The 22,361-nt window shown below is 47.0% G+C and carries 14 protein-coding genes and 1 pseudogene; 5 read left to right on the top strand and 10 right to left on the bottom strand.

Annotated elements, in window-relative coordinates; all coding sequences use genetic code 11:
- Positions 1-72 precede the first annotated feature (72 nt).
- The 3 genes from rpsO (at position 73) to B153_RS0120720 (ending at position 3,588) form a co-directional block, all read left to right on the top strand.
- Positions 73-348: a 30S ribosomal protein S15 gene (gene rpsO, locus B153_RS0120730; protein ID WP_020598663.1), complete on the top strand. Its 276-nt coding sequence runs from the start codon at positions 73-75 to the stop codon at positions 346-348.
- A gap of 174 nt (positions 349-522) precedes the next feature.
- Positions 523-2,649, top strand: a complete 2,127-nt coding sequence (locus B153_RS0120725; protein WP_020598662.1) for a polyribonucleotide nucleotidyltransferase — start codon at positions 523-525, stop codon at positions 2,647-2,649.
- A gap of 75 nt (positions 2,650-2,724) precedes the next feature.
- The gene (locus B153_RS0120720) at positions 2,725-3,588 is read left to right on the top strand and encodes a sigma-70 family RNA polymerase sigma factor (RefSeq protein WP_009282104.1); all 864 of its coding nucleotides are present in this window, start codon (positions 2,725-2,727) and stop codon (positions 3,586-3,588) included.
- A 277-nt stretch (positions 3,589-3,865) separates the two neighbouring features.
- Here B153_RS0120720 and B153_RS0120715 read toward each other — a convergent pair whose 3' ends face one another.
- From B153_RS0120715 to B153_RS0120705, 3 genes are all read right to left on the bottom strand, one after another.
- Positions 3,866-5,041, bottom strand: coding sequence for an HU domain-containing protein (locus tag B153_RS0120715; protein WP_020598661.1), 1,176 nt, complete (start codon positions 5,039-5,041; stop codon positions 3,866-3,868).
- A gap of 21 nt (positions 5,042-5,062) precedes the next feature.
- Positions 5,063-6,739 carry a TonB-dependent receptor gene (locus B153_RS0120710; protein ID WP_020598660.1) on the bottom strand — a complete coding sequence of 559 codons (1,677 nt, stop codon included), beginning with the start codon at positions 6,737-6,739 and terminating at the stop codon, positions 5,063-5,065.
- Between the two features lie 93 nt (positions 6,740-6,832).
- On the bottom strand, positions 6,833-9,871 hold the full coding sequence (locus B153_RS0120705; protein WP_026262324.1) for a tetratricopeptide repeat protein: 3,039 nt from the start codon (positions 9,869-9,871) through the stop codon (positions 6,833-6,835).
- A gap of 205 nt (positions 9,872-10,076) precedes the next feature.
- Between B153_RS0120705 and B153_RS0120700 the strand changes: the two genes are divergently transcribed.
- Positions 10,077-11,930, top strand: coding sequence for a M61 family metallopeptidase (locus B153_RS0120700; protein ID WP_020598658.1), 1,854 nt, complete (start codon positions 10,077-10,079; stop codon positions 11,928-11,930).
- Positions 11,931-12,001: 71 nt separating this feature from the next.
- Here B153_RS0120700 and B153_RS0120695 read toward each other — a convergent pair whose 3' ends face one another.
- The 3 genes and pseudogenes from B153_RS0120695 to B153_RS0120690 form a co-directional block, all read right to left on the bottom strand.
- Complete coding sequence (locus B153_RS0120695; RefSeq protein ID WP_026262323.1) at positions 12,002-12,757, bottom strand: YoaK family protein; 756 nt, start codon at positions 12,755-12,757, stop codon at positions 12,002-12,004.
- 286 nt (positions 12,758-13,043) lie between these two features.
- Positions 13,044-13,214: pseudogene (locus tag B153_RS38885) on the bottom strand (cupin domain-containing protein); the annotation flags it as partial.
- Between the two features lie 160 nt (positions 13,215-13,374).
- Positions 13,375-14,229: a CPBP family intramembrane glutamic endopeptidase gene (locus tag B153_RS0120690; protein WP_020598655.1), complete on the bottom strand. Its 855-nt coding sequence runs from the start codon at positions 14,227-14,229 to the stop codon at positions 13,375-13,377.
- Positions 14,230-14,369: 140 nt separating this feature from the next.
- Between B153_RS0120690 and B153_RS0120685 the strand changes: the two genes are divergently transcribed.
- Positions 14,370-14,693, top strand: coding sequence for a winged helix-turn-helix transcriptional regulator (locus B153_RS0120685; protein WP_020598654.1), 324 nt, complete (start codon positions 14,370-14,372; stop codon positions 14,691-14,693).
- A 176-nt stretch (positions 14,694-14,869) separates the two neighbouring features.
- On the opposite strand, the gene B153_RS0120680 is transcribed toward B153_RS0120685, so the two are convergent.
- The 4 genes from B153_RS0120680 to topA all read right to left on the bottom strand — a co-directional run bounded on the left by B153_RS0120680 (position 14,870) and on the right by topA (position 21,951).
- Entirely contained in the window at positions 14,870-15,979 is a 1,110-nt protein-coding gene (locus tag B153_RS0120680; protein WP_020598653.1) for a Shedu anti-phage system protein SduA domain-containing protein, read from the bottom strand.
- Between the two features lie 136 nt (positions 15,980-16,115).
- Entirely contained in the window at positions 16,116-16,805 is a 690-nt protein-coding gene (locus B153_RS0120675; RefSeq protein WP_020598652.1) for an SIR2 family NAD-dependent protein deacylase, read from the bottom strand.
- An 18-nt stretch (positions 16,806-16,823) separates the two neighbouring features.
- Positions 16,824-19,109: a family 20 glycosylhydrolase gene (locus B153_RS0120670; protein WP_040761781.1), complete on the bottom strand. Its 2,286-nt coding sequence runs from the start codon at positions 19,107-19,109 to the stop codon at positions 16,824-16,826.
- Positions 19,110-19,257: 148 nt separating this feature from the next.
- Positions 19,258-21,951 carry a type I DNA topoisomerase gene (gene topA, locus B153_RS0120665; protein ID WP_020598650.1) on the bottom strand — a complete coding sequence of 898 codons (2,694 nt, stop codon included), beginning with the start codon at positions 21,949-21,951 and terminating at the stop codon, positions 19,258-19,260.
- Positions 21,952-22,361: the final 410 nt, after the last annotated feature.

Below are 22,361 nucleotides of genomic sequence, written 5' to 3'. Positions count from 1 at the left end.
AACGGATTATAGAATTTTTTTGCTATCTTTGCCCCCGAATTCATAATTTTTTCATCATTTAGCTGTCTGAAGATGTATCTAACGACCGAAAAAAAGCAGGAGATTTTCTCCACCTCGGGCTATGCCAAAAGTGCAACGGACACCGGGTCGGCCGAATCCCAGATCGCGCTGTTCACGTATCGGATCAGTCATTTAACTGAGCACCTGAAAGTTCACAAGCACGATTATGGCACCCAACTGGGTCTTTTAAAATTAGTAGGTAAGCGTCGGCGGTTGCTGAACTACCTCATGAAAAAAGACATCATGCGCTACCGGGCCATTCTGGCAGCGCTGGGATTACGGAAGTAATCGGGCTCTAGTTAAAAAAGGGAATCTGCTTATAGTAGATTCCCTCATTTTTGTTGTTTCTACACCAATAGGGTGAAATTTTTTGCGATTAAATAAAATAAATTCGGGATTACGGCTAACTAGTCGAATCCCACGCGGTTTAAAGCTGTAGAGGACGTATTCAAAATCTGTTGTATGTTTCAAATTACCACGCAATCCGTTGCGCTGCCCGACGGGCGGGAAATTACCATCGAAACCGGCAAAATGGCTCGTCAGGCCGACGGAGCGGTGGTTGTCAGGCTGGGCGACACCATGCTGTTAGCCACAGTTGTATCGAGTAAAGAAGCCAAAGAAGGCGTTGATTTTCTCCCCTTATCTGTTGATTATCAAGAGAAATTTGCTTCGGCTGGACGGATTCCAGGAAGCTTTCAACGTCGTGAGGGCCGATTAAGCGATTACGAAATTCTGATTAGTCGTTTAGTCGATCGGGCTCTGCGGCCTATCTTCCCAGATAATTACCATGCCGATACCCAGGTAATGATTACCCTGATTTCGGCCGATCCTGAAGTGCAACCGGATGCGTTGGCAGCCCTGGCGGCTTCCTCTGCGCTGGCGGTATCCGACATTCCATTCAATGGACCCATTTCTGAAGTTCGGGTGGCAAAAATTGATGGAACGTATCAGATCAACCCCAAAACGGCCGATCTGAATCGGGCTACGATCGATCTTATTGTCGCTGCTACGGAGAAAGATATTTGTATGGTAGAAGGCGAAATGAGCGAGTGCTCAGAAGCCGAGGTTGTGGAAGCGTTGAAAGCAGCCCACGAAGCCATCAAAGTGCAGTGCCAGGCACAGAAAGAGCTGGAAGCGAAAGTGGGTAAAACCGTTAAGCGGGAATATAACCACGAAACGCATGACGAAGAACTTCGGGCAGCTGTACGGACCGCAACGTATGATAAAATCTATGCCGTAGCCCGTCAGCAGAATCCAAGCAAAAAAGGACGTTCCGAAGCCTTCAAAGCCATTCGTGATGAATACATTGCTTCGTTTCCGGAAGGCTCGGAAGTGAATGTTAGTCTCATCAAAACCTACATCCATGATCTGGAATGGGAAGCCTCCCGTCGCTTGGTTCTGGATGAGCGGGTGCGTCTGGATGGTCGCAAATTAGACGAAATCCGTCCGATCTCGGCGGAAGCGGGGCTGTTACCAGGGCCCCACGGTTCTGCACTCTTCACCCGTGGCGAAACTCAGTCGCTCACTACGGCTACGCTGGGTACCAAAACCGATGAGCAGATCGTTGATCAGCCTTTGTTTCAAGGGTATGAGAAATTCCTGTTGCATTACAACTTCCCTGGATTCTCAACGGGCGAAGTGAAGCCGAACCGGGGTGCTGGCCGACGCGAGATCGGACACGGAAACCTGGCTCATCGTTCCCTGAAAAAAGTTTTACCTCCTGAAGAGGAAAATCCATACACCATCCGGATCGTATCAGATATTCTGGAGTCGAATGGATCGTCGTCGATGGCGACGGTTTGTGCCGGTACGATGGCCTTAATGGATGCTGGTGTTAAAATCAAAGCGCCCGTAGCCGGTATTGCCATGGGGTTGATTTCTGACGGAGAGAAATACGCGGTATTGTCCGATATTCTGGGGGATGAAGATCACCTGGGCGACATGGACTTTAAAGTAACCGGAACAGAAAAAGGTATCGTGGCTTGCCAGATGGACCTGAAAGTGGATGGCCTTTCTTACGAAGTATTGGCTCAGGCACTGGAACAGGCTCGGGCTGGGCGACTGCATATTCTGGGTGAAATGAAGAAAGGCATTGCCGAGGTTCGTCCCGATCTCAAACCACATGCACCACGCGCTGTTGTCATCAAGATCGATACCAATCAGATTGGTGCGGTGATCGGGCCCGGCGGTAAAGTGGTTCAGGATATCCAGAAAGATTCGGGGGCCATTGTCAATATCGATGAACATGACAATGCGGGTTGGGTCAGCATCTTTGCGACGAACAAAGAAAGCATGGACAAAGCCGTGTCGAGGGTGAAAGGGATTGTAGCTGTACCGGAAGTAGGCGAAACCTATGTAGGCAAAGTGAAAACCATTCAGCCGTTCGGTGCCTTTATTGAATTTATGCCAGGCAAAGATGGCTTATTGCATATTTCCGAGATTAAGTGGGAGCGACTGGAGTCTATGGACGGTGTTTTGCAGGTTGGCGAGGAAGTAACGGTCAAATTGATTGACATTGATAAAAAAACGGGGAAATATCGTTTGTCGCGCAAAGTTTTACTGCCTAAGCCAGAGAACAAAAATGCGTAAGTCATTGTTACTTTTTTGTGTAATTCAACGTCAAAATAAAGCGTTATATAGTCGCTCTGCCGGGGAAAACAGAATATGAGACAGCTAAAAATTTCAAAACAGATTACCAACCGTGAAAGTCAGTCGCTAGACAAGTACTTGCAGGAGATTGGTAAGGTAGATCTACTCACACCAGACGAGGAAGTAACGCTGGCCCAAAAAATTCGGGAAGGAGACCAACTCTCTCTCGAACGATTGACGAAGGCGAACTTACGCTTTGTGGTATCCGTAGCGAAACAGTACCAGAATCAGGGGCTTTCGCTGGGTGATTTGATTAACGAAGGTAACCTGGGTCTGATTAAAGCCGCCCAGCGTTTCGATGAAACCCGTGGATTTAAATTTATTTCGTACGCCGTTTGGTGGATTCGTCAGTCAATTCTGCAGGCATTAGCCGAACAGTCACGGATTGTACGTCTGCCGCTAAATCGGGTTGGTTCGCTGAACAAGATTTCGAAGACGTTCTCCGATCTGGAGCAGAAGTTTGAGCGCGAGCCTTCGCCCGAAGAACTGGCTGCTGTTCTGGAAATATCGGCCGCTGAAGTGGTTGACACCCTGAAAATTTCGGGTCGCCATGTATCAATGGATGCACCATTTGTACAGGGCGAAGAAAACAGCCTGCTCGATGTACTCGAAAACGATGGTGAAGACAAACCAGATTCGGGCCTGATCAACGATTCACTTCGGAAAGAGGTACAACGGGCGCTTTCGACATTGACTCAACGCGAGGCAGATGTGATCACGTTGTATTTCGGGCTGAACGGCGAGCATGCCATGACCCTCGAAGAAATTGGTGAGAAATTTAACCTGACCCGTGAACGGGTTCGGCAAATAAAAGAAAAAGCCATTCGTCGGTTACGCCATACCTCACGGTCGAAGGCGTTGAAAACCTACCTGGGCTAAACTTCCTGTTTGCTTTGCAAAACGGCCTCTGCGAAAGCGGAGGTCGTTTTGTTTTAAGGGATTTATGCTGGTGGTGACAACGGTGACTGCTATTAAGAAATATCTACCTTAATTCGGCCAGCGAGTGCATCGCTTAGAAATCTCTTTACTTCGTTGTGCATCTGGATGAAATACGTTTTCATATTTTGGCTAGCTGTTTATGTTGACAGTTAGTTTAATTTGAAAAAAATAGCCAGCTTTTCAAGGCTGGCTAATCTATTTTAATAGAGATAGTTTATTAATTTTTTAGAATCCAGGATTCCGTACCGGCCAGGGAGTCGATAGCAGCCATTTTGGCAACGGCTTCCGAGCGAATGGCCGAGCCAGCCGCTGCTACTTTGTACCGTTCCTTTTCGCCAGCTTCCGGCATGATGATAAAGGCATCCTCGTACCCCGCTTTGCGTAGTTGCCGACGTAAGCGAAGGGCATTTTGCTTACTGAGGAAAACACCCGCAATGACTGTAAAATGAGGGCCAGTACGGAGTGGTTTTACAGTTGGTGATGCAACAGATACGTCGCGTTTTTCGATGGTTTTGGGCTCTGGTGTAGTAGCTATCGCTTTTGCTTTATTTTCGACTGGCGCTGTCACAGGCTTCGTCGATACTTCTTTTGCCGGAACGGGTGTCGGTTCTGCAGGTGCCGGTTCAACAGAAGGGGCATCTGCAGGCATTGCTGCTGTTGGGGCAGGGGCTATTTTCTTGACGGGGACAGCTTTGTGAGCTTCTGTTGTCCTGGCAGGTTTATCAACTAACCAGGCCGTGAACCGCAATAGGTTGGCTGGATCAAGGCTACTTTGAAAGGGTTGGCCTGGCTCAATCACCGAAAAATAACTGAATACCCCCAATGATCCCACCAGTAAGGCAATAGCGGCTACACGCCAGTAAGGACGGGATGGCCGATAGGGTGTCAACGTAACGTCTTCCTCTACTTTTACGGGGCCAAGGGCTGTCGTCACAGGAATAGCCTCGATCGGTAGCTCAGGCTGGCCCTGTTTCGAAACCGCCTGTACGGATACAGGGCTTAGGCCGTAGGATTCACCAAAAAAATTGTGACGCAAGCTGGGACCAAATTGCAGGCGACCTTCGTCATTATACGTGAATGTACCAATGCCTTCTAACTCAAACCGACCTGTCGATTCGACCTGTTGCCGAAGTTCGGCCACAAATGAGCTGATGTGCCGTTGAGCACCCTCACGGGTTACAGGCTCATGCAGCATGATGTAATTGGCCAGAATGCCATCGTCCAGGCGTAGCGCTTCGTTGAACGCCACTCGTTTGCGGGGGGGCAGATACAAGCCGTTAGCCTCCGTAAAACTTGCCGACTGGTAATGCGTCAGAAAAGCGCCTAGTTCAGGAACAACTACGCAATCGTACTGATACAGCAACTTTTTCAGATAGTCGTTGACGGAAGCCATAGTTGTTGGTTAGAGGTCAGATTAGAATGAATAGCTGATTCCTCCGAGAAAGTTAAGCCCTTGCGTTTGATAATACAAATACCGTTGGTAATTCTGACCGAAGATGTTATTTAACGCAACGAACGCGGCCACCTGCTTCCCTAGGAAATAGTCAATTTTCAGGTTCGCATCGTAAATGGGTTTTAAGGTATAGGCGACGCCAGATACCATATTTTTATTCTGGATGCCCTCATAAAAGTACAAATCGGCCGTGACAAATAATTTTTTATTCAGGGTATACGAGTTGGTCCAGGTGGCTGTAGTACGCGGGCGACCCCAGGCGGCTTCGAGCCGATCAAGACCATAGTTGAAAAAATCAGCTTTCAGTGTAGAGCGGAACTTATCTTTCAAAGCATACCCCAATTGCCCCGAAATCGTAAGCACATTGGTGATGCCTCCATCGTAAAGAACGAAGAATTTGGTGGTGTCGGGAGCAGTATTGTTAAAGGCCGAGAAGTTCCGGTAACGGGCATATGACACTTTTCCTTCATAGGAGAAACCTCCTCCCAGCGTTCCTTTCGACCCACCGTAAATATCCAGCGACTTAACAGTGTTAGCCAATAGGACTTGTGGAGCAAGCCACTTATTCTCAGTTAGTAACGAACGAAGGGTGTTTCGGTTGATATCGCCATCGACCCCCCCGAAAATGTGGATATTGCCTACGGGAGTAATATCGATATTGGCAACCGGGAAAGCGCGGGTATCGTTTATGTTCTGCCGTTGATCGGTCTGGTTAACGGCATTGATCCCCACGGTAAGCGTAAGCAAATCGGAAGTGTACTTAAAGGTGGGCTTTACCCGAAACAGATTTCGGTTATCGACAATATTTCCATCCGACCGCTGGGTTAAGTACGCATCAGCAGACACCAGGGCAAATACATTATCGCTGATGCCCAGCGAAGCATTCAGGTTCGTTCCCCAATCGGTTTCGGATGCGTTGAATCGGTCGCGCAGTGAAGTGATACCCGTACGCAGGGAGTAGTCGATGGCGTTATCGGAGTTGGCATTTTCGATACCCAGCTTAAAGTTGATCGTATTGAGCCGCTGCTTGATCTGATCGGGATTGAAGTTTGACTGAGTGGCGAATTCACGGCTATATCCGTAGAAATTATACGCATTCCGGTCGAAGCCGAGGTCGGCCTGTAGTTTAAAGGCATCGGCCAAATACTTACCCGTGACCCGTACACGCGTATCGCTTTGGGAGGAATTTTTCCCATCGACAGGCCCTAGCCCAGACGACAAGTGCCGGATAGAGCCTTCCAATGCCAGATTCGACAGATTATTGATGCCTACGAATCCTTCGCCCAGAAACGAGCTATAATTCCCGGCCCCTAGCTTTACATAGTTGCTATAAGCGGGCGTATCGTCTTCCTGACCCGTTGCCGGAGGTAGAATAGTCGGATTGATTCGCGGGTCGCCAATAATTAGCTTTCTATCTTCAAATTCATAGGTCAGTTTCCGTTGTTCGGCTGAGGGTTTTATCGATGGAATCTTGTTAAAAACCCGATTGGCAGGGGGAAGCTCAATTTTACGGCTCTTCTCTACCGTGATTTCCTGACTATCGATTTCGCCCTCTTTGGTCGGGCGGGTTGGCTTAGGCTGCTGGGCAAAAAGTGCAGTCGAAAGACAGGTTAGGGCAAGTATGATTCGTGTTTGCATAAGATTAAAGCGCGAAAGAGTGAAAGAGTGAGAGAGCGAAGCAAGAAACCTATGGGATTAGTTTGCTCATTCACTCTCTCACTCTTTCACTCTTTATTTTTCTAAGGTCGCCAGTTTTTGTTTGGCTTCGGTAATGATGGCTTGATCGGATGAATTTTCGATGATTGAATTCAAAACAGCTTTGGCCTGGGCTACCTCGTCGAGCGCCACATTGTTGTCGGCTATCAGAATGAAGGCTTTCCCTTTCCAGTATTCGAAATCGCCGAATTGCTCATTAAACTTCAATAGGGTGGCCGTTGATTCTTTGTATTTTTTCTGTTTGTTCAGAATCAGCCCCAGATAATACTGCGCTTCAGCGCCATTAACATCCTTTGCCAGGGCAATGGTTTTTTCAAAATCAGCCTGTGCGGTTTTATAATCCCCTTTTCCAAAGGCCACTTTACCCAGCATCAGTTGCGCCCGGTTTTGTGCGCCCGGCACCACGTTGCCAGCCGTAAGTACCTCACGGGCGATGATGGCGGCTGAATCGGGTTTGGGATAAACAAAATACGTATCCATCATACCCAGTTGGGCGGCAACCTGGTCGGCTTTTCCATTGGCTCGGGCCATAATGATCTGGTAATTTCGAATGGCGCGGGGATAATTTTTCTGTTTGGCTTCCAGGTCGGCCGCTCGGGTGGCTGCCCGAACAAGGTAATCGGAGCGATTGTCGGTGATGATCAGGTTATAATACCGGAGTGCATTGTTCGCATCATCCGTCTGTCGGTACGATTCGGCCAGGTAATACCGGGCTTCATTGGTGCTGGGGCTGGCCGGGTATTCCTGCATGAACGAAAGAAGGGACTGGATGGCCTGCTGGTATTTTCCACTGGCATAAATATCCTTGGCATTTTCGAATTGCACCCGTTCAACATCGCTGCTGCCCGGATTTCCTTTTTTATACTGACCCAACACCTGGGAGAATTCTTCTGGCCGACCCGCATCGTTCAGGGTATTCTGGATACCCAGTAAAGCACTTTGTGCCTGTTCTGAATTCCCATAATTGTCCAGAATCCGCTTGTAATCGGCAATGGCTGGATCATATTGCTGAATGTTCCCGTAGGCGATGGCTCGTTTTAGCAAAGCTGCCGGAATAAGCGAGCTGTTGGGCTTATCCTGAATTAATTTGGTATAGCCTTGTATGGCAACCTGGTAGGCGCCCCGTTCGAAATCAACATTGGCTTTTTGCAATAAGGACTCATCGACAAATCGTGAATTCGGAAACTGGCGTTGTACCTGATCGAACTGCGCTTTGGCTTCGGCATCGCGACCCACATAGCTGAGGATAACCGCTTTCTGGTAGGCTGCATAGTCTTTATCGGGTGCATTTTGCGCGATAGCCTGTTCATAATAGCGCATCGCACTTTCGTATTGTTTACCCGCAAAATACGTATCAGCCAGTCGGATGGTGGCATCCTGTACCTGTTCGCGGTTGTCGGCATCGCTTCCACGACTCACAAAATCCCGGAAGTAGGGCAGGGCCCGGGTATAATCTTTTTTATTGTAGTACGCATACCCCAATCCATACAGACTTTTGGTCGCATACGATCCCGAGCCAGCTTTTGCAATGCTGGCATACAGCGGAATGGCGGTATCGTATTGCTTTCCTGCGGAGTAGGATTCGGCTTTCCAGAATTGAGCGGCCTGTTGTAGTTCAGTATCGACCGGGTATTTCAGCGACTTATCCAGATTCGCAACCGCCTGTGGATACCGTTCGGCATTAAAATCATTTACGCCCTGGTTATAGGTCAGCCGCTGATAGGTTGCGTTGATCTTCGGTGTTCGGCGTTTCAGGCCTTCGATATAAGCGATGGCTGCCGGGTAGTTGTTCGAAGCAGAATAGGCTTCTCCGGTCAGTTCGTTGGCTTCATTCTCAAATTTACTACCGGGGTATTGCTTCAGGAAAGCTGTCAGTTCCTTTACCGCGTCGGCACCGTTGTTTTGGTCCAGTTGCAACTTGGCGTGTGTAAACCGGGCTTCTTCCTGAATATCTTTGTTGAACGACAATCGCCCAGCCTGATCGAATGCACTCAGGGCATACGTGGGGTTCTGGGTCTGTAAATAGCTCACCCCGAGGGTGTAAGCGGCATATTGTGCAGTCGTGTCCTTCCCACTGGCCAGGGGTTTCAATTGCGTGATGGCATCGGCATACGCGCCCGTACGGAACAGGGATTGACCATACCGGAACTTGACCGCTGCTGGCGCTTTGGCCCCAACAGCACTAATGTACTGTTTGTAGTAGGGAATGGCGCGGGCAAACTGATTTTGCTGGTAAAACACTTCAGCGGTAAACAGGGCCACTTCACTGAGCAGAGAATTATTGGATCGCTTGAGCAAGGGCTCGGTATAAGCTAGCAGATCATCATAGCGACGTTGTTTGTACAGGGATTGCGCAATCCAGTTCGGTACCTCATTCTGATACGTGGGATTTCGCTCGATCCGGCGAAAATCGGATACGGCTTCGTTGTAATTGCGATTGCGGAAATTAATTACCCCAGCGTAATACGAAGCGGCTGGAGCGTTGGCAAAGCTGGGGTCGAGCTTGACCTCATTGAGCAACGGCAGCGCATGTTGTAAATCTTGCGTGTTGTAATAAGAGAGGGCAAGCTGGTATTTATAAGCTGTTTGCTGGGTAGTACTGCCGCCCTGGGCTACCGCTTTTTCCAGAAAACTGATGGCTTTGGCATAATCCTGACGATTAAAGTAATAGGTCCCCAGATCGCCATAGAGCTGCCCGGCTTTGGGATGTTCGCTATGATTTTTGACGAAACGGTCTACCAGCAGTTCCGCCCCCGGCTCATCGATGTACAAACTGGTTAGGGCCACGTAATACTCGGCTTCCACGGCGTTTTGATCGCCAGTGTTGAGCAGCGTTTGCGAGCCGTCGCTCCGTCGGGGTTCCAGGTATTGACGGAATTCGTAGCGGGAAGCGGCATAATTGGCTTTCTCAAAAAGCTCAAGCCCGTTCCGAAAATGATAATCAGGTTCGGCATAGCTTTGGGTTCGCTGGGCCAGCACCATATGTGTACTAAATAACCCAACGATCAGTAGGAAAAGCAAGCGATGACTGATTTGGGAGGTTGTGTAGGGCATAAATAAAATGTAAAGTTCAGATTCCAGGTTTCGGGGGTCTGCTTGGCGCATGCATCGAACGATCCGGCAGCGGCAACTTGACCCTTTGTACCTGAAACAATAATTCGGAAACTATTTATTGTCTGAATTGCGTCGTAGTTTCGCTGATAAATTGACAAATATCAGGTCTATTCTGGACAAAAAACGAAGGTATCTCTCTTTCCGTATGAAAAAAAACGCCCGGCTTCTGTATTTACTTACTATCTGGACATTTTTTATCCCTCGATCATCAACAGCCACGACATTCGTATCCGATGAAAATCCCCCTGCCGTAACGCCGAGTGTAACCTACGTGCTCTCCATGCCCGAACCGCAAACGCATTATTTCGACGTTGAAATGCAACTGAAAAATGTAGCGGCTGCCACCAATGCTAAGAAAAACGGTTATCTCGACATCAAAATGCCAGTCTGGACACCGGGTTCGTACCTGATCCGGGAATATGCCAAAAACGTTGAAGCCTTTACAGCCTTGGCTGGTGGAAAAGCCGTGCCGAGCGAAAAAATCCGTAAAAATGCCTGGCGGGTATACACCAGCGACGATAACCTGACCATTCGCTACCGGGTATATGCCAACGAACTAACGGTGCGGACGAATTTTGTCGATGCCGATCATGGATACGTCACACCAGCCGGGATGTTCATGTACCACGATGCCCTGAAGACGATTCCACTTCGGGTGGTTGTGCAGCCGTACAAAAACTGGACAATGGTCTCGACGGGGCTTGAACCTGTTTCGGGCGAGAAGTTTACGTTTGAGGCCCCCGACTTCGATCGGTTGGTCGATTCGCCTATTGAAATTGGCAATCAGAAAATATTTACCTTCACCGCTTCAGGCATTCCGCATACGGTGGCGATGTTTGGCGATGTCGAATACGACGAAAAACGACTCGCGGCCGATTATAAGCGGGTTTGTGAGGCAGCCGCTACGGTAGTTGGTGAGCATCCGTGCACGCATTACACCTTTATCGTTCATCATATTCCGCCGGGAGGAGGAGGGCTCGAACACCTTAACTCGACCACGCTCGAAACAACCCGGAATGCGTATGCCACGGAATCGAACTACAAAGGCTTTTTGACGCTGGTAGCCCACGAATATTTCCACCTCTGGAATGTTAAACGCATTCGCCCGATTGCTCTGGGACCCTTCGATTACGAAAACGAAAATTATACGCACATGCTCTGGCTTTCAGAGGGTTGTACATCGTTTTATGAAGACAATATTTTACGTCGGGCAGGGTTTCACACCCCAGAAGCGTATCTGTCCATTGTGTCGAATGATATAACGGTGATTGAAAATCAGCCGGGGGTACGGGTGCAGTCGGTAGCTGAGTCGAGTTGGGATGCGTGGATCAAAGGGTATCGGCCCAACGAAAACTCGACCAATACGACTATATCCTATTACAGTAAAGGCAGTGTGCTGGGAACGATCCTGAATCTGGCGATTCTGGCAGGTAGTAATGGCGAACGAAGCATGGACGACCTGATGCGGTTCCTGTACAATGAGTACTATAAAAAGCAAAAGCGGGGTTTCACCGATGCTGAATTCCGCCAGGCGGCCGAGCAAATAGCGGGTCGTAAACTCGATGATTTCTTTACTACAGCTGTCAATACGGCCGAGCCTATTAATTATAATGCTTATTTTGAGCCAGTGGGCTTGCAGTTAGTGAACGTAGCGGCCCGAACGCAGGACGGCTTCCTGGGAGCAGGGGTCAGCCCGGCCAATGGCAAATCGACCATCACAAGCGTTCGTCGCGGTTCGGCAGCGTATACGGGCGGACTCAATGTTGGCGATGAGGTAATCTCGATCGACAGTGTTCGGGTGGGGGATGACCTGCTTCGGCACATCAGTGGCCGTCGGGTTGGCGAAACCATCAAGGTACTTGTAAACCGGGCGGGGCTTCTGCGCGAAATCCCAATCACCCTGTCACAAAATCCGCTGGTTAGCTATCGCCTGGAACCCTTAGCCAATCAAACGCCCGCCCAAAAGGCTCTTTACAACAAGTGGTTGTTTATTAAGTAGCATTGCATTGAACCGCACGGACGCGAAGACGCAAGGGATAAAATTCAATGCGCCTTCGCGTCCGTGCAGTTTTAATCAATTTGGCTAAAGCTTCTGGAATGATCCATGCTTTTCAGCTTTAGTTTTTTCAGCCTGATTTTCACATTTACGTAATCAATCGTTAAACCGATCAGTAACGTAAAGGAAGCGATGAACAGGGTTTTCATTTTGAATGTTGAAAAAAGAACTCCTGCCAAAATACCGCCTAGAAAAAAAGCCGTTATGATCGTTAATTTTAATTTTATGGCCGCCTTTAATTTGGCCTGTTGGCCCTTTGCTTTAAAGAAAAAGAGCTGAGAAACTTCTATCCCTAAGTCCGTAAATAATCCTGTTAAATGAGTCGTTCGTACGGCCGAGCTTGAAATAGTAGTAACCAGTGAATTTTGAAGCCCCATGGCAAACAGCATCGAGCAGGCAATCAAATTTGGATTGGCGAGGATATAGTCAAAGCTCAGCAACGCAATACTTGTCAGTATAACCGTTTCGGATAAGACGGGAATAATAAAAATATATTTATCCATCAACTTCTCAGTGATCTGGATAATCAGGTTTGAACAGAAAGAGCCTAAAAAGAAGAAAAATATATAGAGAAAATAATAGAAGGATTGGTGTAGATTTATTTTTAAAGCTTCTTCTACCATAAGCGCAAAATGCCCCGTCACATTGGTGGTTAATTTCTGAACGGCCAGAAAACCAACTACATTGACAATACCAGCCACAAAGGAGAGCAGAGAGGCTATTCCTAAATTCTGTCTCAAACTCCTGCTTTTCCCTTTATGCCTGAACATTTTTTTATTTACGGCGGGTTATATTGGGCATCTAACGTCGAGGTATTAGCGATGGTTAGGATTAGAATTCCGGCGGCCCGGAATCAAAGCCCGATAAAATTACAAAAGATGGTGATAATAAGCTAATGCTCAATAGAAATCCTTCTGCCTGAACCGAAGCTGATTAAAATTACAAATGTTGAGGTTTATTTCGTCCGACCAACTATTGTAAATACCATGTTGGGGGCTGGTGTTTTTTTGATTAAATGAATCGCTTCATATGGCTTTAACAGAATTGATCTTCTATTTATTTGGTAATTACAGAGGTTATTTGTCCTGTATGTTTAGTGGTTTTAGATTCAATAAGTATAATTAGACACTCTTTTTTTGAGAAAACTCTGTGATTTTTTCCTTTGTTTACAACAAACAAGTGTTTTTTAAAAATCAGGTCTGGCTGATTTTTAATTTTCATTAGAAGTGTCCCTTTTACAACGTAGAATAATTTATCTTCGTTTTCGTGATTATGCCAGGGGACTTCCTGCTATTTATTTTTTCGACTTTACTATATTGGTCATTTACTTCACCTATAATCCTTGGTGAAAAATAATTGCTAAGACTTGAAAACGCATCTTTCAAATTCATCTTTTAAATAGTTTGCTTTTTACAATTTTACCCTCTCTTATTGCCCGATAATAAAGTATTATTCCGATAAGCAATAAAAAAATTGGTGTAAAAATTGAGCCTTCAATTCCAAATGCACCCCCTGTTAATAGTTCTGGCCCCGTAAATTTTGATTGAATGATACTGCCAAAATCATTTGCTCCAGTGAGATTAGAGCCATAAAAAGGCTGAGCAAAATTCCAGCCTATATGGAAGAAATAAGGTAGCCAAATTCTTTTGGTATAAATAAACATCATGGCCATAGTAAACCCCCAAATCAAATATAAAGGAAGACTAAGTAAACTAGAAACGGGATTGGAAATGTGCTGTAATTCTACCAACATGGCAATGACAATGGCTATGTTAGTACCTAACCAATTTTCCAATACTCTTAGGATTAATCCCCTATGAAATAAGTCTTCAACTATCGCAGCAAATAGTAATACAGTAAACATTCTTGCTGAGTAGTGAGCAGTTGTAATACTAAAAGTCTGATAGTGGCCTAATACGTATAAAATGAAAATAGATAATGAAATTGTCGAAAAACCAAAAATAAAACCTCCAAACATTTCCCTGGGTAAATAGTTTAAGGATAGTTCGGTGATTTTTCTTTTATCATATAACCGGAATAAATAGTAATAACTAACCAATAATAGTATTGAAGAAATAAAAATAATAATCGGGTCAGCAATACTTTTTTCTGAAATAATGCTATAAAAAAACGGTTTTAATACAAAGTTTTGAATTACTACGAATAGAGAAAAAGGAACTGCAATGCCTACAATAATTTTTGTTATTGGAAAATGCAGAACTTTTTTAATTGATGCATTCATTGTTTCTTTTGATTTGTTGTAAGTAAAATTTCATGCAAAGAAAATTCCTTATTATCTTTACAGCAAGTATGTACAATAAAGTATCTTACATACTAAGAAGGTACTATTATTGATTATCAATAGTTTAAACTTAGGAATGAATGAAAAATAAAAATAAAAAGGCGCATTGTGCAGTTGATTATGCTTTCCAACGAATAGGTGGAAAGTATAAAGGCCGAATTTTATGGGTATTGAGAGATGGTTTTTTGAGATATGGGGAATTAAAAAGAGCAGTGGTAGGTATAACACCAAAAATGCTTACCCAAACGCTAAAAGAATTGGAAGCCGATGAACTAATTGTTAGAAAAGTTTATTTGGAAGTTCCACCGAAGGTTGAATATTCACTTACCGATACAGGAAAAGAGTTAATTCCGTTTATTAGTCAAATGAGAAGTTGGGGTGAAAAGCAAATGGCAACAAATTGAAACTTACAATTCTCAGGGTGTTGCGATATGCTTGTCACTAACGGTTTGCGTATTGGCGATGGTGGGGCATTAGAAAAACGTAAGCCCAACATTTGCACTAATGCCCAATAGAATTACAAATGTTGAGTTTACAAATGTCAGCCCCACTATTGCCAATACGATGTTGGCAGCTGGTTTTATTCACTTACCGCTTCTTGAAATGTATGCCTGTCAAAACCAAAATTCACCAAATTGTCAAGTGTTGTCCTCGCTCTATTCAAAAGCCAATCAAAGCCTACAATTTTTAAAATTCCTTGGGTTGATTCATTTTCTTGCTTTAGTCTCTGAGTTTGCATTTCGTCTAATTCAGCCTCTCTACCAATGACTACTAAACAGTAAGGTCTATAAATACCAGGGAACTTCTTGGATGCATAAAGGTTGTTGTTAATAGCCCAATCTCTAAAATCCATAGCTTGTCTCTTAGCATGAGTAGTTTTTGCCGATAGCTCTCCCGCCTTCGTCATTATTGGGAAATCTGCTTGCTCAATTTCAACTACTGTATATGTATTGTCCATAGAACGAATGAGAAAGTCAGGTATTAAATCTTCGCCAAATTTAGGTTTAGACCAAATTTGGGCATGAAATGGTTCTAGTATATAAGGATTTGCTTTTAAGAAGTTCTGATATTCAATTTCAGGTCTACCTGTATTATTCACCAAATGCAAAAAGGCTTGTAAACCTGTCGAGCTGAAATTGAACCATCTTGCTATCAAAGCTGCAAAAACATGTTCTGCAGCATTTTCATTAATCGCAAAACCTAAATTATTTGTGATTCCGATTGGGAATTTCTCCTCCGTTTCAACTGACTTTACAACATCTATCAAAGTTTCCTTTGCAGTCTTGGTCCATTCCTCAGTTTTATATTTATCGCTTGATAAGTCGAGTTCAATAACGCTCTTAAGATTAAAACGGGAATACATAAAGTCACTAAGTGCTTTACTAGAAATATGGCTTAATAAGCGAGTAGCATTGCTAATGGAACGAAATGAATTTGTTTTAATTGCTGCCTTTCCTAAACGTGCAATTCCTTTTGTCCCCCAGTGCAAAGCACCTAGTGCAGCAATATTTTGGAAGTCGTCTTTGTATGTTATGCCTCCAAATTCTGACATAGCAAGTTGGAGACAAAGGTCAAGGGCTCTGTCGTCATTTTGGGCAAACAACTTTGAAATTAGTTCGCTAACATCTTCTAAACTTCCTTGTGTCTCCGCTAATTCTATTTGCTTTTCAAATGGTATCTCTGCTTCCATTTTAGTGTGTCTTTAAACTTGCTGCCAACTCTTAAATAGACGCAATAAAAGATGTGATCATTGCGTCAACATAACATGTACGTCTGTATTGACGCAATGATATTGGTGGAAGAAAATAGAAAATGCGAAACTGGGGTTAGGCTTTTTTCAGTAACTCATCGGCTAATTGAGTCAGGCCGATAGTAGCGGGTTCGGGGATGAAGGTGACATTGGCGCGTTTGTGCATATCGGGGATGTTGGGGTCTACAACATAGATGGGCACGCCATCGCGAACGGCATAGACGAGACCAGCCGCCGGATATACATTCAGCGATGTGCCAACCACAATAAACAGGTCAGCTTCGTAGGTGATGTCCAGGGCAACATCCATCATCGGTACGGCTTCGCCAAACCAAACAATATGTGGACGAAGTTGCGAACCTTTTTCGCAGAGGTCGCCCTCCTTTATTTCCCAGCCCTCAATGTCATAAATTAGTGATTCATCGACGGTTGAGCGCGATTTGAACAACTCCCCATGCAGGTGAACCACCTTCGAAGAACCCGCTTTCTCGTGGAGATTATCGACGTTCTGCGTAATCACTGTTACGTCATATTTTTCTTCCAGTTTCACCAGGGCATAGTGGCCCGCGTTGGGTTGTACACTCAGGGCCTGTTTCCGGCGCTGGTTATAAAAATCCTGGACCAGTGCCGGATTTCGTTTCCAGGCTTCGGGCGTGGCTACATCTTCGATCCGGTGATTTTCCCAGAGACCATCGGAGGCCCGGAAGGTAGGTATACCGCTCTCGGCACTGATCCCCGCGCCAGAGAGCACAACAATTTTTTTCATAGGTTTTGTTGGTTTGGGTCATTCAACCACAATCTCATCGGTCGCAAACTTCGTTTTTTGACCTGCCCTGGGATGATCGGGTGGGCAAACGCCTGCGTTTTTGGCACGGATGCGAACGTACCGGGCACGGGCTGTTTTGAAATCGGCTACAATGGGCAGAATGTCCCAGGGGCCGGTTAGCTCATACTTGACAGGTTGCGAAATGGCGTCTTTATACTCAGTTCCGTCTTTCGATAACGCAATGTCGACCGACGTGGGCGGAAACGTTTGTTGGAGAATAATTTTCAGGAAGTTCAGGGATACTTTCGTTACACTGGTTACATCGCCAAGGTCGAGGACCACCTCCATTTCGTCGTTGAAGTTTACCCATTGGCGCTTATCGCGTGGGCTTTCTCCCCGGACTCCATCAGTGAGTTTGGTCATTGCGGGGTCGGCTGCCGGATCGGGTGCAATCGTGTACTTGTAAGATTTATTCTTGCCTTTGTGCAGGGTAAAGGTCTGTGTCAGACGGCCTCCAGTGGGAGTCATCGCTTTTACCGTGGCGGTTTTGGTTAGGGTAAAGGGGCCAATGTATTCGGTACTTTTCTCGTTGGGGTCTTTGCCGTTCGTCGTATAAAAAATCTGGCTATCTGTATCCAGCTTGCTCAGTTTCACCTGAAGTTGTCCCTGGTCGTTGGGTTGTGTACTGGCCGAAATGTCGAATAGCCGTTTGGCATAATTGACCGGGATAGCCGCCAATTTGGGCAGGTGATTTTTTAATCGCTGGGCAAAATCCTCAAAATTGTGTGGACCAGCCTGCATCCAGCCTATTTCGGCCAGGGCAATGGCTCTTGGATAGGTCATGTACTCAACCGTTTCGGGCGTAGGCATCATTTCGGTCCAGATATTGCCCTGAACGCCCATCACGTACTTCTGTTCATCAGACGACAGTTCGGTGGGCATGGGCTCATAGGCATATACCTGATCCAGCGGAAGGTAACCGCCAATGGCTAGGGGCTCTGTAGCGGGGTTACCCTGATAATAGTCCAGGTAGCAGGTGTTGGTGGGCGTCATGACCACGTTGTGCTTTTGTTTGGCGGCTTCAATACCACCCGTTGTACCACGCCAGCTCATAACGGTCGCATTGGGGGCCAGACCACCTTCCAGAATTTCGTCCCAGCCAATGATCGATCTGCCTTTGGTATTCAGGAACTTCTCAATGCGTCGGATGAAATAGCTTTGTAGCTCGTGCTCGTCTTTAAGGCCATTCTTCTTGATCAACTCCTGACAAAGCGCACTGGCTTTCCAGGCCGTTTTCGGGCACTCGTCGCCCCCAATATGAATGTATTTGCCCGGAAATAAGGTGATTACTTCGCTCAGGACATCCTGCAGAAAAGTAAAGGTTTTCTCCGAAGGGCAATAAACATCCTCCGAAATACCCCACTGCGTACGCACCTTGTACCCTTTGGCCGGGTCACAACCAAGTTCGGGGTAGGCAGCCAGCGCGGCCTGAGCATGCCCCGGCATTTCGATCTCGGGAATCACCGTTACAAATCGACTCTGCGCATACCGAACCACATCCCGGATCTCGTCCTGTGTGTAAAAACCGCCAACGGGCTTGCCGTCGAACTGCTGTGGGTAATTCTGGTAGTTTTGACCCACGACCGTTTCGGCCCGTTTACTCCCGATCTGGGTCAGTTTGGGGTATTTTTTGATTTCGATACGCCAGCCCTGGTCGTCGGTCAGGTGCCAGTGAAACGTATTCTGCTTGTGCATCGCCATCAGGTCGATAAACTTCTTGACGAAGGGGACAGGCATGAAGTTCCGGCCAACGTCGAGCATCAGGCCCCGATAGCCAAACCGGGGTTTGTCAGTGATGGCACAGGCAGGCATTGCTACATTCGACTGACCTGCTGGCAGCAGTTGACGCATGGTTTGAGCCGCATAGAATAGTCCTTTGGGGGTAGCCGCTTCGGCCAGTACTTTGCCGGGAGTTACGGTTAGTTTATACCCCTCGTCGCCCAGATTCAACTTTTTATTTAACGTCAGGAAAATGTTGGCCCCTTTGGCTACTACCTGGCTGGTAGGCGCCACCGGAAGAGAAAGACCAGTAGCGGTTTTAAGCTGCCCGGCAACGGTTTGCGCCACCGCACGTACACTGGCATCGGCAGCAGGGGTAATAACGATTCGGGTCGTATTGGTCAGGGTAAACTGGCCATTTTGCCCCGAAAAGCGAGCTGGGAATGGGATCAGATTATATTGATTGTCAGTTTGAGAGAAAGCAGCGGTGGACAGTACTAGAAAAAAAAGCAGGAAATGTCTCATGCGTTCGGTATTGCGTCGATTGTTTGTCTGCAAAATAGCGATGATTTCCCAATGGTACATCAAACTCAAAAGCCATCCGATTGGGGAAGGCTTTTGATGAGTTGGGTTCGTCGATGATCGGGTTACAATCGAGCGAGCGTATTATACCTTATTTCTTCGACGCTACTTTCTTGGTTGCCGTGGTTTTTTTCGGGGCTGCTTTTGTTTTCGAAGCTGCCTTGGTGGCCGATGCCGAAGCGGCTTTTTTGGCGGGCGCCTTCGAGGCTGCTGGATCATCACCCGCCAGTGTCAGGCAGTCTTCAAGGGTGAGGGTAGCGGGGTCAACGTCTTTGGGGATACGTACGTTCCGCTTACCAACTGCCAGATAAGGCCCATATTGCCCATTTACTACTTTGATTTCCGGGCGTTCGGCAAACTCCTTAATGTATTTGTTGGCTTCCTGCTGCCGTTTGGCTTCGATAAGTTCAATAGCACGTTCGAGCGTCAACCCGGCAATTGACTCATTTCGGGGAAGGGAAATGTACTTCTCGTCGTACTTCACATACGGTCCAAAACGACCTTTGCCGGTGGTAACGGGTTTACCGGCATAATCCCCCAGCGATTCGCTGATCGATTCGGCCCGCTTTTGTTGTATAAGCTGAATAGCCCGTTCAGCATCAATCGAGTACGGATCATCTTCCTTCGTGAGCGATACGTATTTGTCGTCGTGCTTCACGTAAGGGCCGAACTTACCGATGCCGATGGTCATGGCCTTATCTTCGAAGAAACCGACTTCGCGCGGCAGAGCGAACAGATCCAGGGCGTCCTGCAACGAGATGGTTTCGATCAGTTGGCCATCGCGCAGGTTGGCAAACCGGGGTTTGTCTTCATCACTGGCATCACCAATCTGCACGTAAGCCCCGTATTTGCCCAGTCGGGCCGAAACAGGTTTGCCCGAAGCCGGATCAAGACCCAGTTCACGGGCTCCGGTCTTGAACGAACCAACCGAGGCTCCCTGAATTTCTTCAATATTCTTGTGAAAATCGCCGTAGAAACCTTCCAGCATTTTCTGCCAGTTGATCTTGCCATCGGCTATTTCATCAAACTCTTTTTCGACCGTTGCCGTAAACTGGTAGTTGACGATGTCGGGAAAATATTCAACCAGAAAATCATTCACCACAATACCCGTATTGGTTGGAAAGAGCTTCGCTTTTTCGGAGCCAAAGGTTTCTTTGCCACTGGTTTCGGTAATGTGATTCTGCTGGAGCGTGAATTCCTGATATTTCCGTTCCTGGCCGGGTTTATCCTGTTTGATCACGTAGCCCCGGTTGATGATCGTCGAAATCGTTGGCGCGTACGTTGATGGACGGCCAATGCCCATTTCTTCCAGCTTTTTCACCAGCGAAGCTTCAGCGTAGCGAGGCTGGGGGCGGGTAAACTTCTCCGTCGCTTTCATCTGGCCAAGGTTTAGCACCTGACCAATGGTAAGTGGGGGCAACATACCTTTGGCCTCCTCATCGTCCTCGTCGTCTTTCGATTCCAGATAAACGCGTAAAAAACCATCGAACTTAATGACTTCTCCCTGCGCTACCAGTTCATTCGGAAAGGTTGGGTTCTGTGCCGGAGTCTTCGGATTAAATTTAACCTGTTTAGTCGGGTTGTAATCTTCGCCAAATACATCAAAACTCAAATCCTGCTCAAGCTGGGTGCCGTTGGCAAACCTGATACCGATGGTTACAATCGTTCGTTCGAGTTGCGCATCAGCCATTTGCGAGGCAATGGCGCGTTTCCAGATTAACTCGTAAAGTCGTTTCTGATCCCGGTCGGCCCCGGCATTCCGGTCGTTGAAATTAGTCGGTCGGATGGCTTCGTGGGCCTCCTGAGCCGACTCATTTTTGGTCTTAAACTGCCGGGTCTGTACGTATTTAGGGCCAAATTCGGTTTCAATCTCCGCTTTGGCTTTATCGATGGCTTCCTGAGAGAGATTGGTCGAGTCGGTTCGCATGTACGAAATCTTACCGGCTTCGTACAGGTTCTGCGCCAGCCGCATCGTCCGATCTACTGAATAACTGAGCTTACGGGAAGCTTCCTGCTGGAGCGTAGACGTCGTAAACGGTGGAGCGGGGGATTTTTTGGCGGGTTTTACTTCTAGGTTCTTGATCGTGAACGTAGCCCCGATACAGGCTTCCAGAAACGTACGGGCTTCACCCGAGGTTTGGAAATTCCTGGGCAATTCAGCGTTCAGAACTTTAGAGCCATCGACAATAAACTGGGCGGTTACTTTAAACGATGATTTGGCCGAGTGTTTGTCGATCTCCCGTTCGCGTTCGACCACTAGTCGCAGGGCAACTGATTGTACGCGACCTGCCGATAGCCCTGTGCTGCCGCCTTTAATTTTTCGCCACAATACCGGCGATAGTTCGTAGCCGACCAGCCGATCCAGCACCCGACGTGCCTGTTGGGCATTGACCAGATCGACATCGATGGTACGGGGAGTTTGAATGGCATTCAGGATCGCGTTTTTGGTTATTTCGCGAAACACAATGCGCTTGGTATTGTCGCGCAGGCCAAGGGCTTCTTTCAGGTGCCACGAAATCGCTTCTCCTTCGCGGTCATCGTCCGTTGCCAGCCAGACTTCTTCCGCCGACTTGGCCAGCGATTTGAGTTCACTGACTAATTTCTTTTTATCGGGAGAAATTTCATACGAGGGTTGAAAGCCATTGGCAACATCGACGGCCAGCCCATCTTTAGGCAGATCGCGTACGTGGCCAAAGCTGGACTTTACCAAAAAGTCCTTACCCAGATAGCCTTCAATGGTTTTCGCCTTCGCTGGCGACTCCACTATGACTAAGTTTTTCGACATATCGGTTTTCAGGTTGATGCGATTTCCGCTCTTGTTTTGACGTAAAGCATCTATATAACGTTTTGATCGGTTTCCGGTTTTGAGCCGCTTTAGTACACCGACCGGCCCAAATATAGACGCAAAAGCACTGACTTGTACAAATTGTCAAGTTTAGTAGTACGAAACAAAAGAGGGAGATTAGTAGCCCAGTGGGCTATTCCGGTTATAGAGATAGAACATAAACTACCCCTGTTCCGTTCGAAAGTTGACAAAGAAATGCCTCAAAATGAGTTGTAAAAGGGTATTTCAGCGGATGGCATAAACAACCGCATCCAATTCGGTATGATCGCCCATCGGCGGCCTCCTGCACGGATGAAGTTTTTTAAACATAGGCTCGTCACGACTACCTGCCGATTGAAGAAGGGACTGAC

The organism is Spirosoma panaciterrae DSM 21099 (genome assembly GCF_000374025.1).
Lineage (GTDB): Bacteria > Bacteroidota > Bacteroidia > Cytophagales > Spirosomataceae > Spirosoma > Spirosoma panaciterrae.
This window is presented reverse-complemented; position numbering and strand designations above follow the sequence as displayed.

Bases quoted from the DNA above. Each gene is read 5' to 3' on its own strand.
- B153_RS0120695 (WP_026262323.1), bottom strand. From the start codon at position 12,757: ATGTTCAGGCATAAAGGGAAAAGCAGGAGTTTGAGACAGAATTTAGGA.
- B153_RS0120685 (WP_020598654.1), top strand. From the start codon at position 14,370: ATGAAAAATAAAAATAAAAAGGCGCATTGTGCAGTTGATTATGCTTTC.
- B153_RS0120710 (WP_020598660.1), bottom strand. From the start codon at position 6,739: ATGCAAACACGAATCATACTTGCCCTAACCTGTCTTTCGACTGCACTT.
- rpsO (WP_020598663.1), top strand. From the start codon at position 73: ATGTATCTAACGACCGAAAAAAAGCAGGAGATTTTCTCCACCTCGGGC.
- B153_RS0120700 (WP_020598658.1), top strand. From the start codon at position 10,077: ATGAAAAAAAACGCCCGGCTTCTGTATTTACTTACTATCTGGACATTT.
- B153_RS0120720 (WP_009282104.1), top strand. From the start codon at position 2,725: ATGAGACAGCTAAAAATTTCAAAACAGATTACCAACCGTGAAAGTCAG.
- B153_RS0120725 (WP_020598662.1), top strand. From the start codon at position 523: ATGTTTCAAATTACCACGCAATCCGTTGCGCTGCCCGACGGGCGGGAA.
- B153_RS0120715 (WP_020598661.1), bottom strand. From the start codon at position 5,041: ATGGCTTCCGTCAACGACTATCTGAAAAAGTTGCTGTATCAGTACGAT.
- topA (WP_020598650.1), bottom strand. From the start codon at position 21,951: ATGTCGAAAAACTTAGTCATAGTGGAGTCGCCAGCGAAGGCGAAAACC.
- B153_RS0120705 (WP_026262324.1), bottom strand. From the start codon at position 9,871: ATGCCCTACACAACCTCCCAAATCAGTCATCGCTTGCTTTTCCTACTG.
- B153_RS0120680 (WP_020598653.1), bottom strand. From the start codon at position 15,979: ATGGAAGCAGAGATACCATTTGAAAAGCAAATAGAATTAGCGGAGACA.
- B153_RS0120675 (WP_020598652.1), bottom strand. From the start codon at position 16,805: ATGAAAAAAATTGTTGTGCTCTCTGGCGCGGGGATCAGTGCCGAGAGC.
- B153_RS0120670 (WP_040761781.1), bottom strand. From the start codon at position 19,109: ATGAGACATTTCCTGCTTTTTTTTCTAGTACTGTCCACCGCTGCTTTC.
- B153_RS0120690 (WP_020598655.1), bottom strand. From the start codon at position 14,229: ATGAATGCATCAATTAAAAAAGTTCTGCATTTTCCAATAACAAAAATT.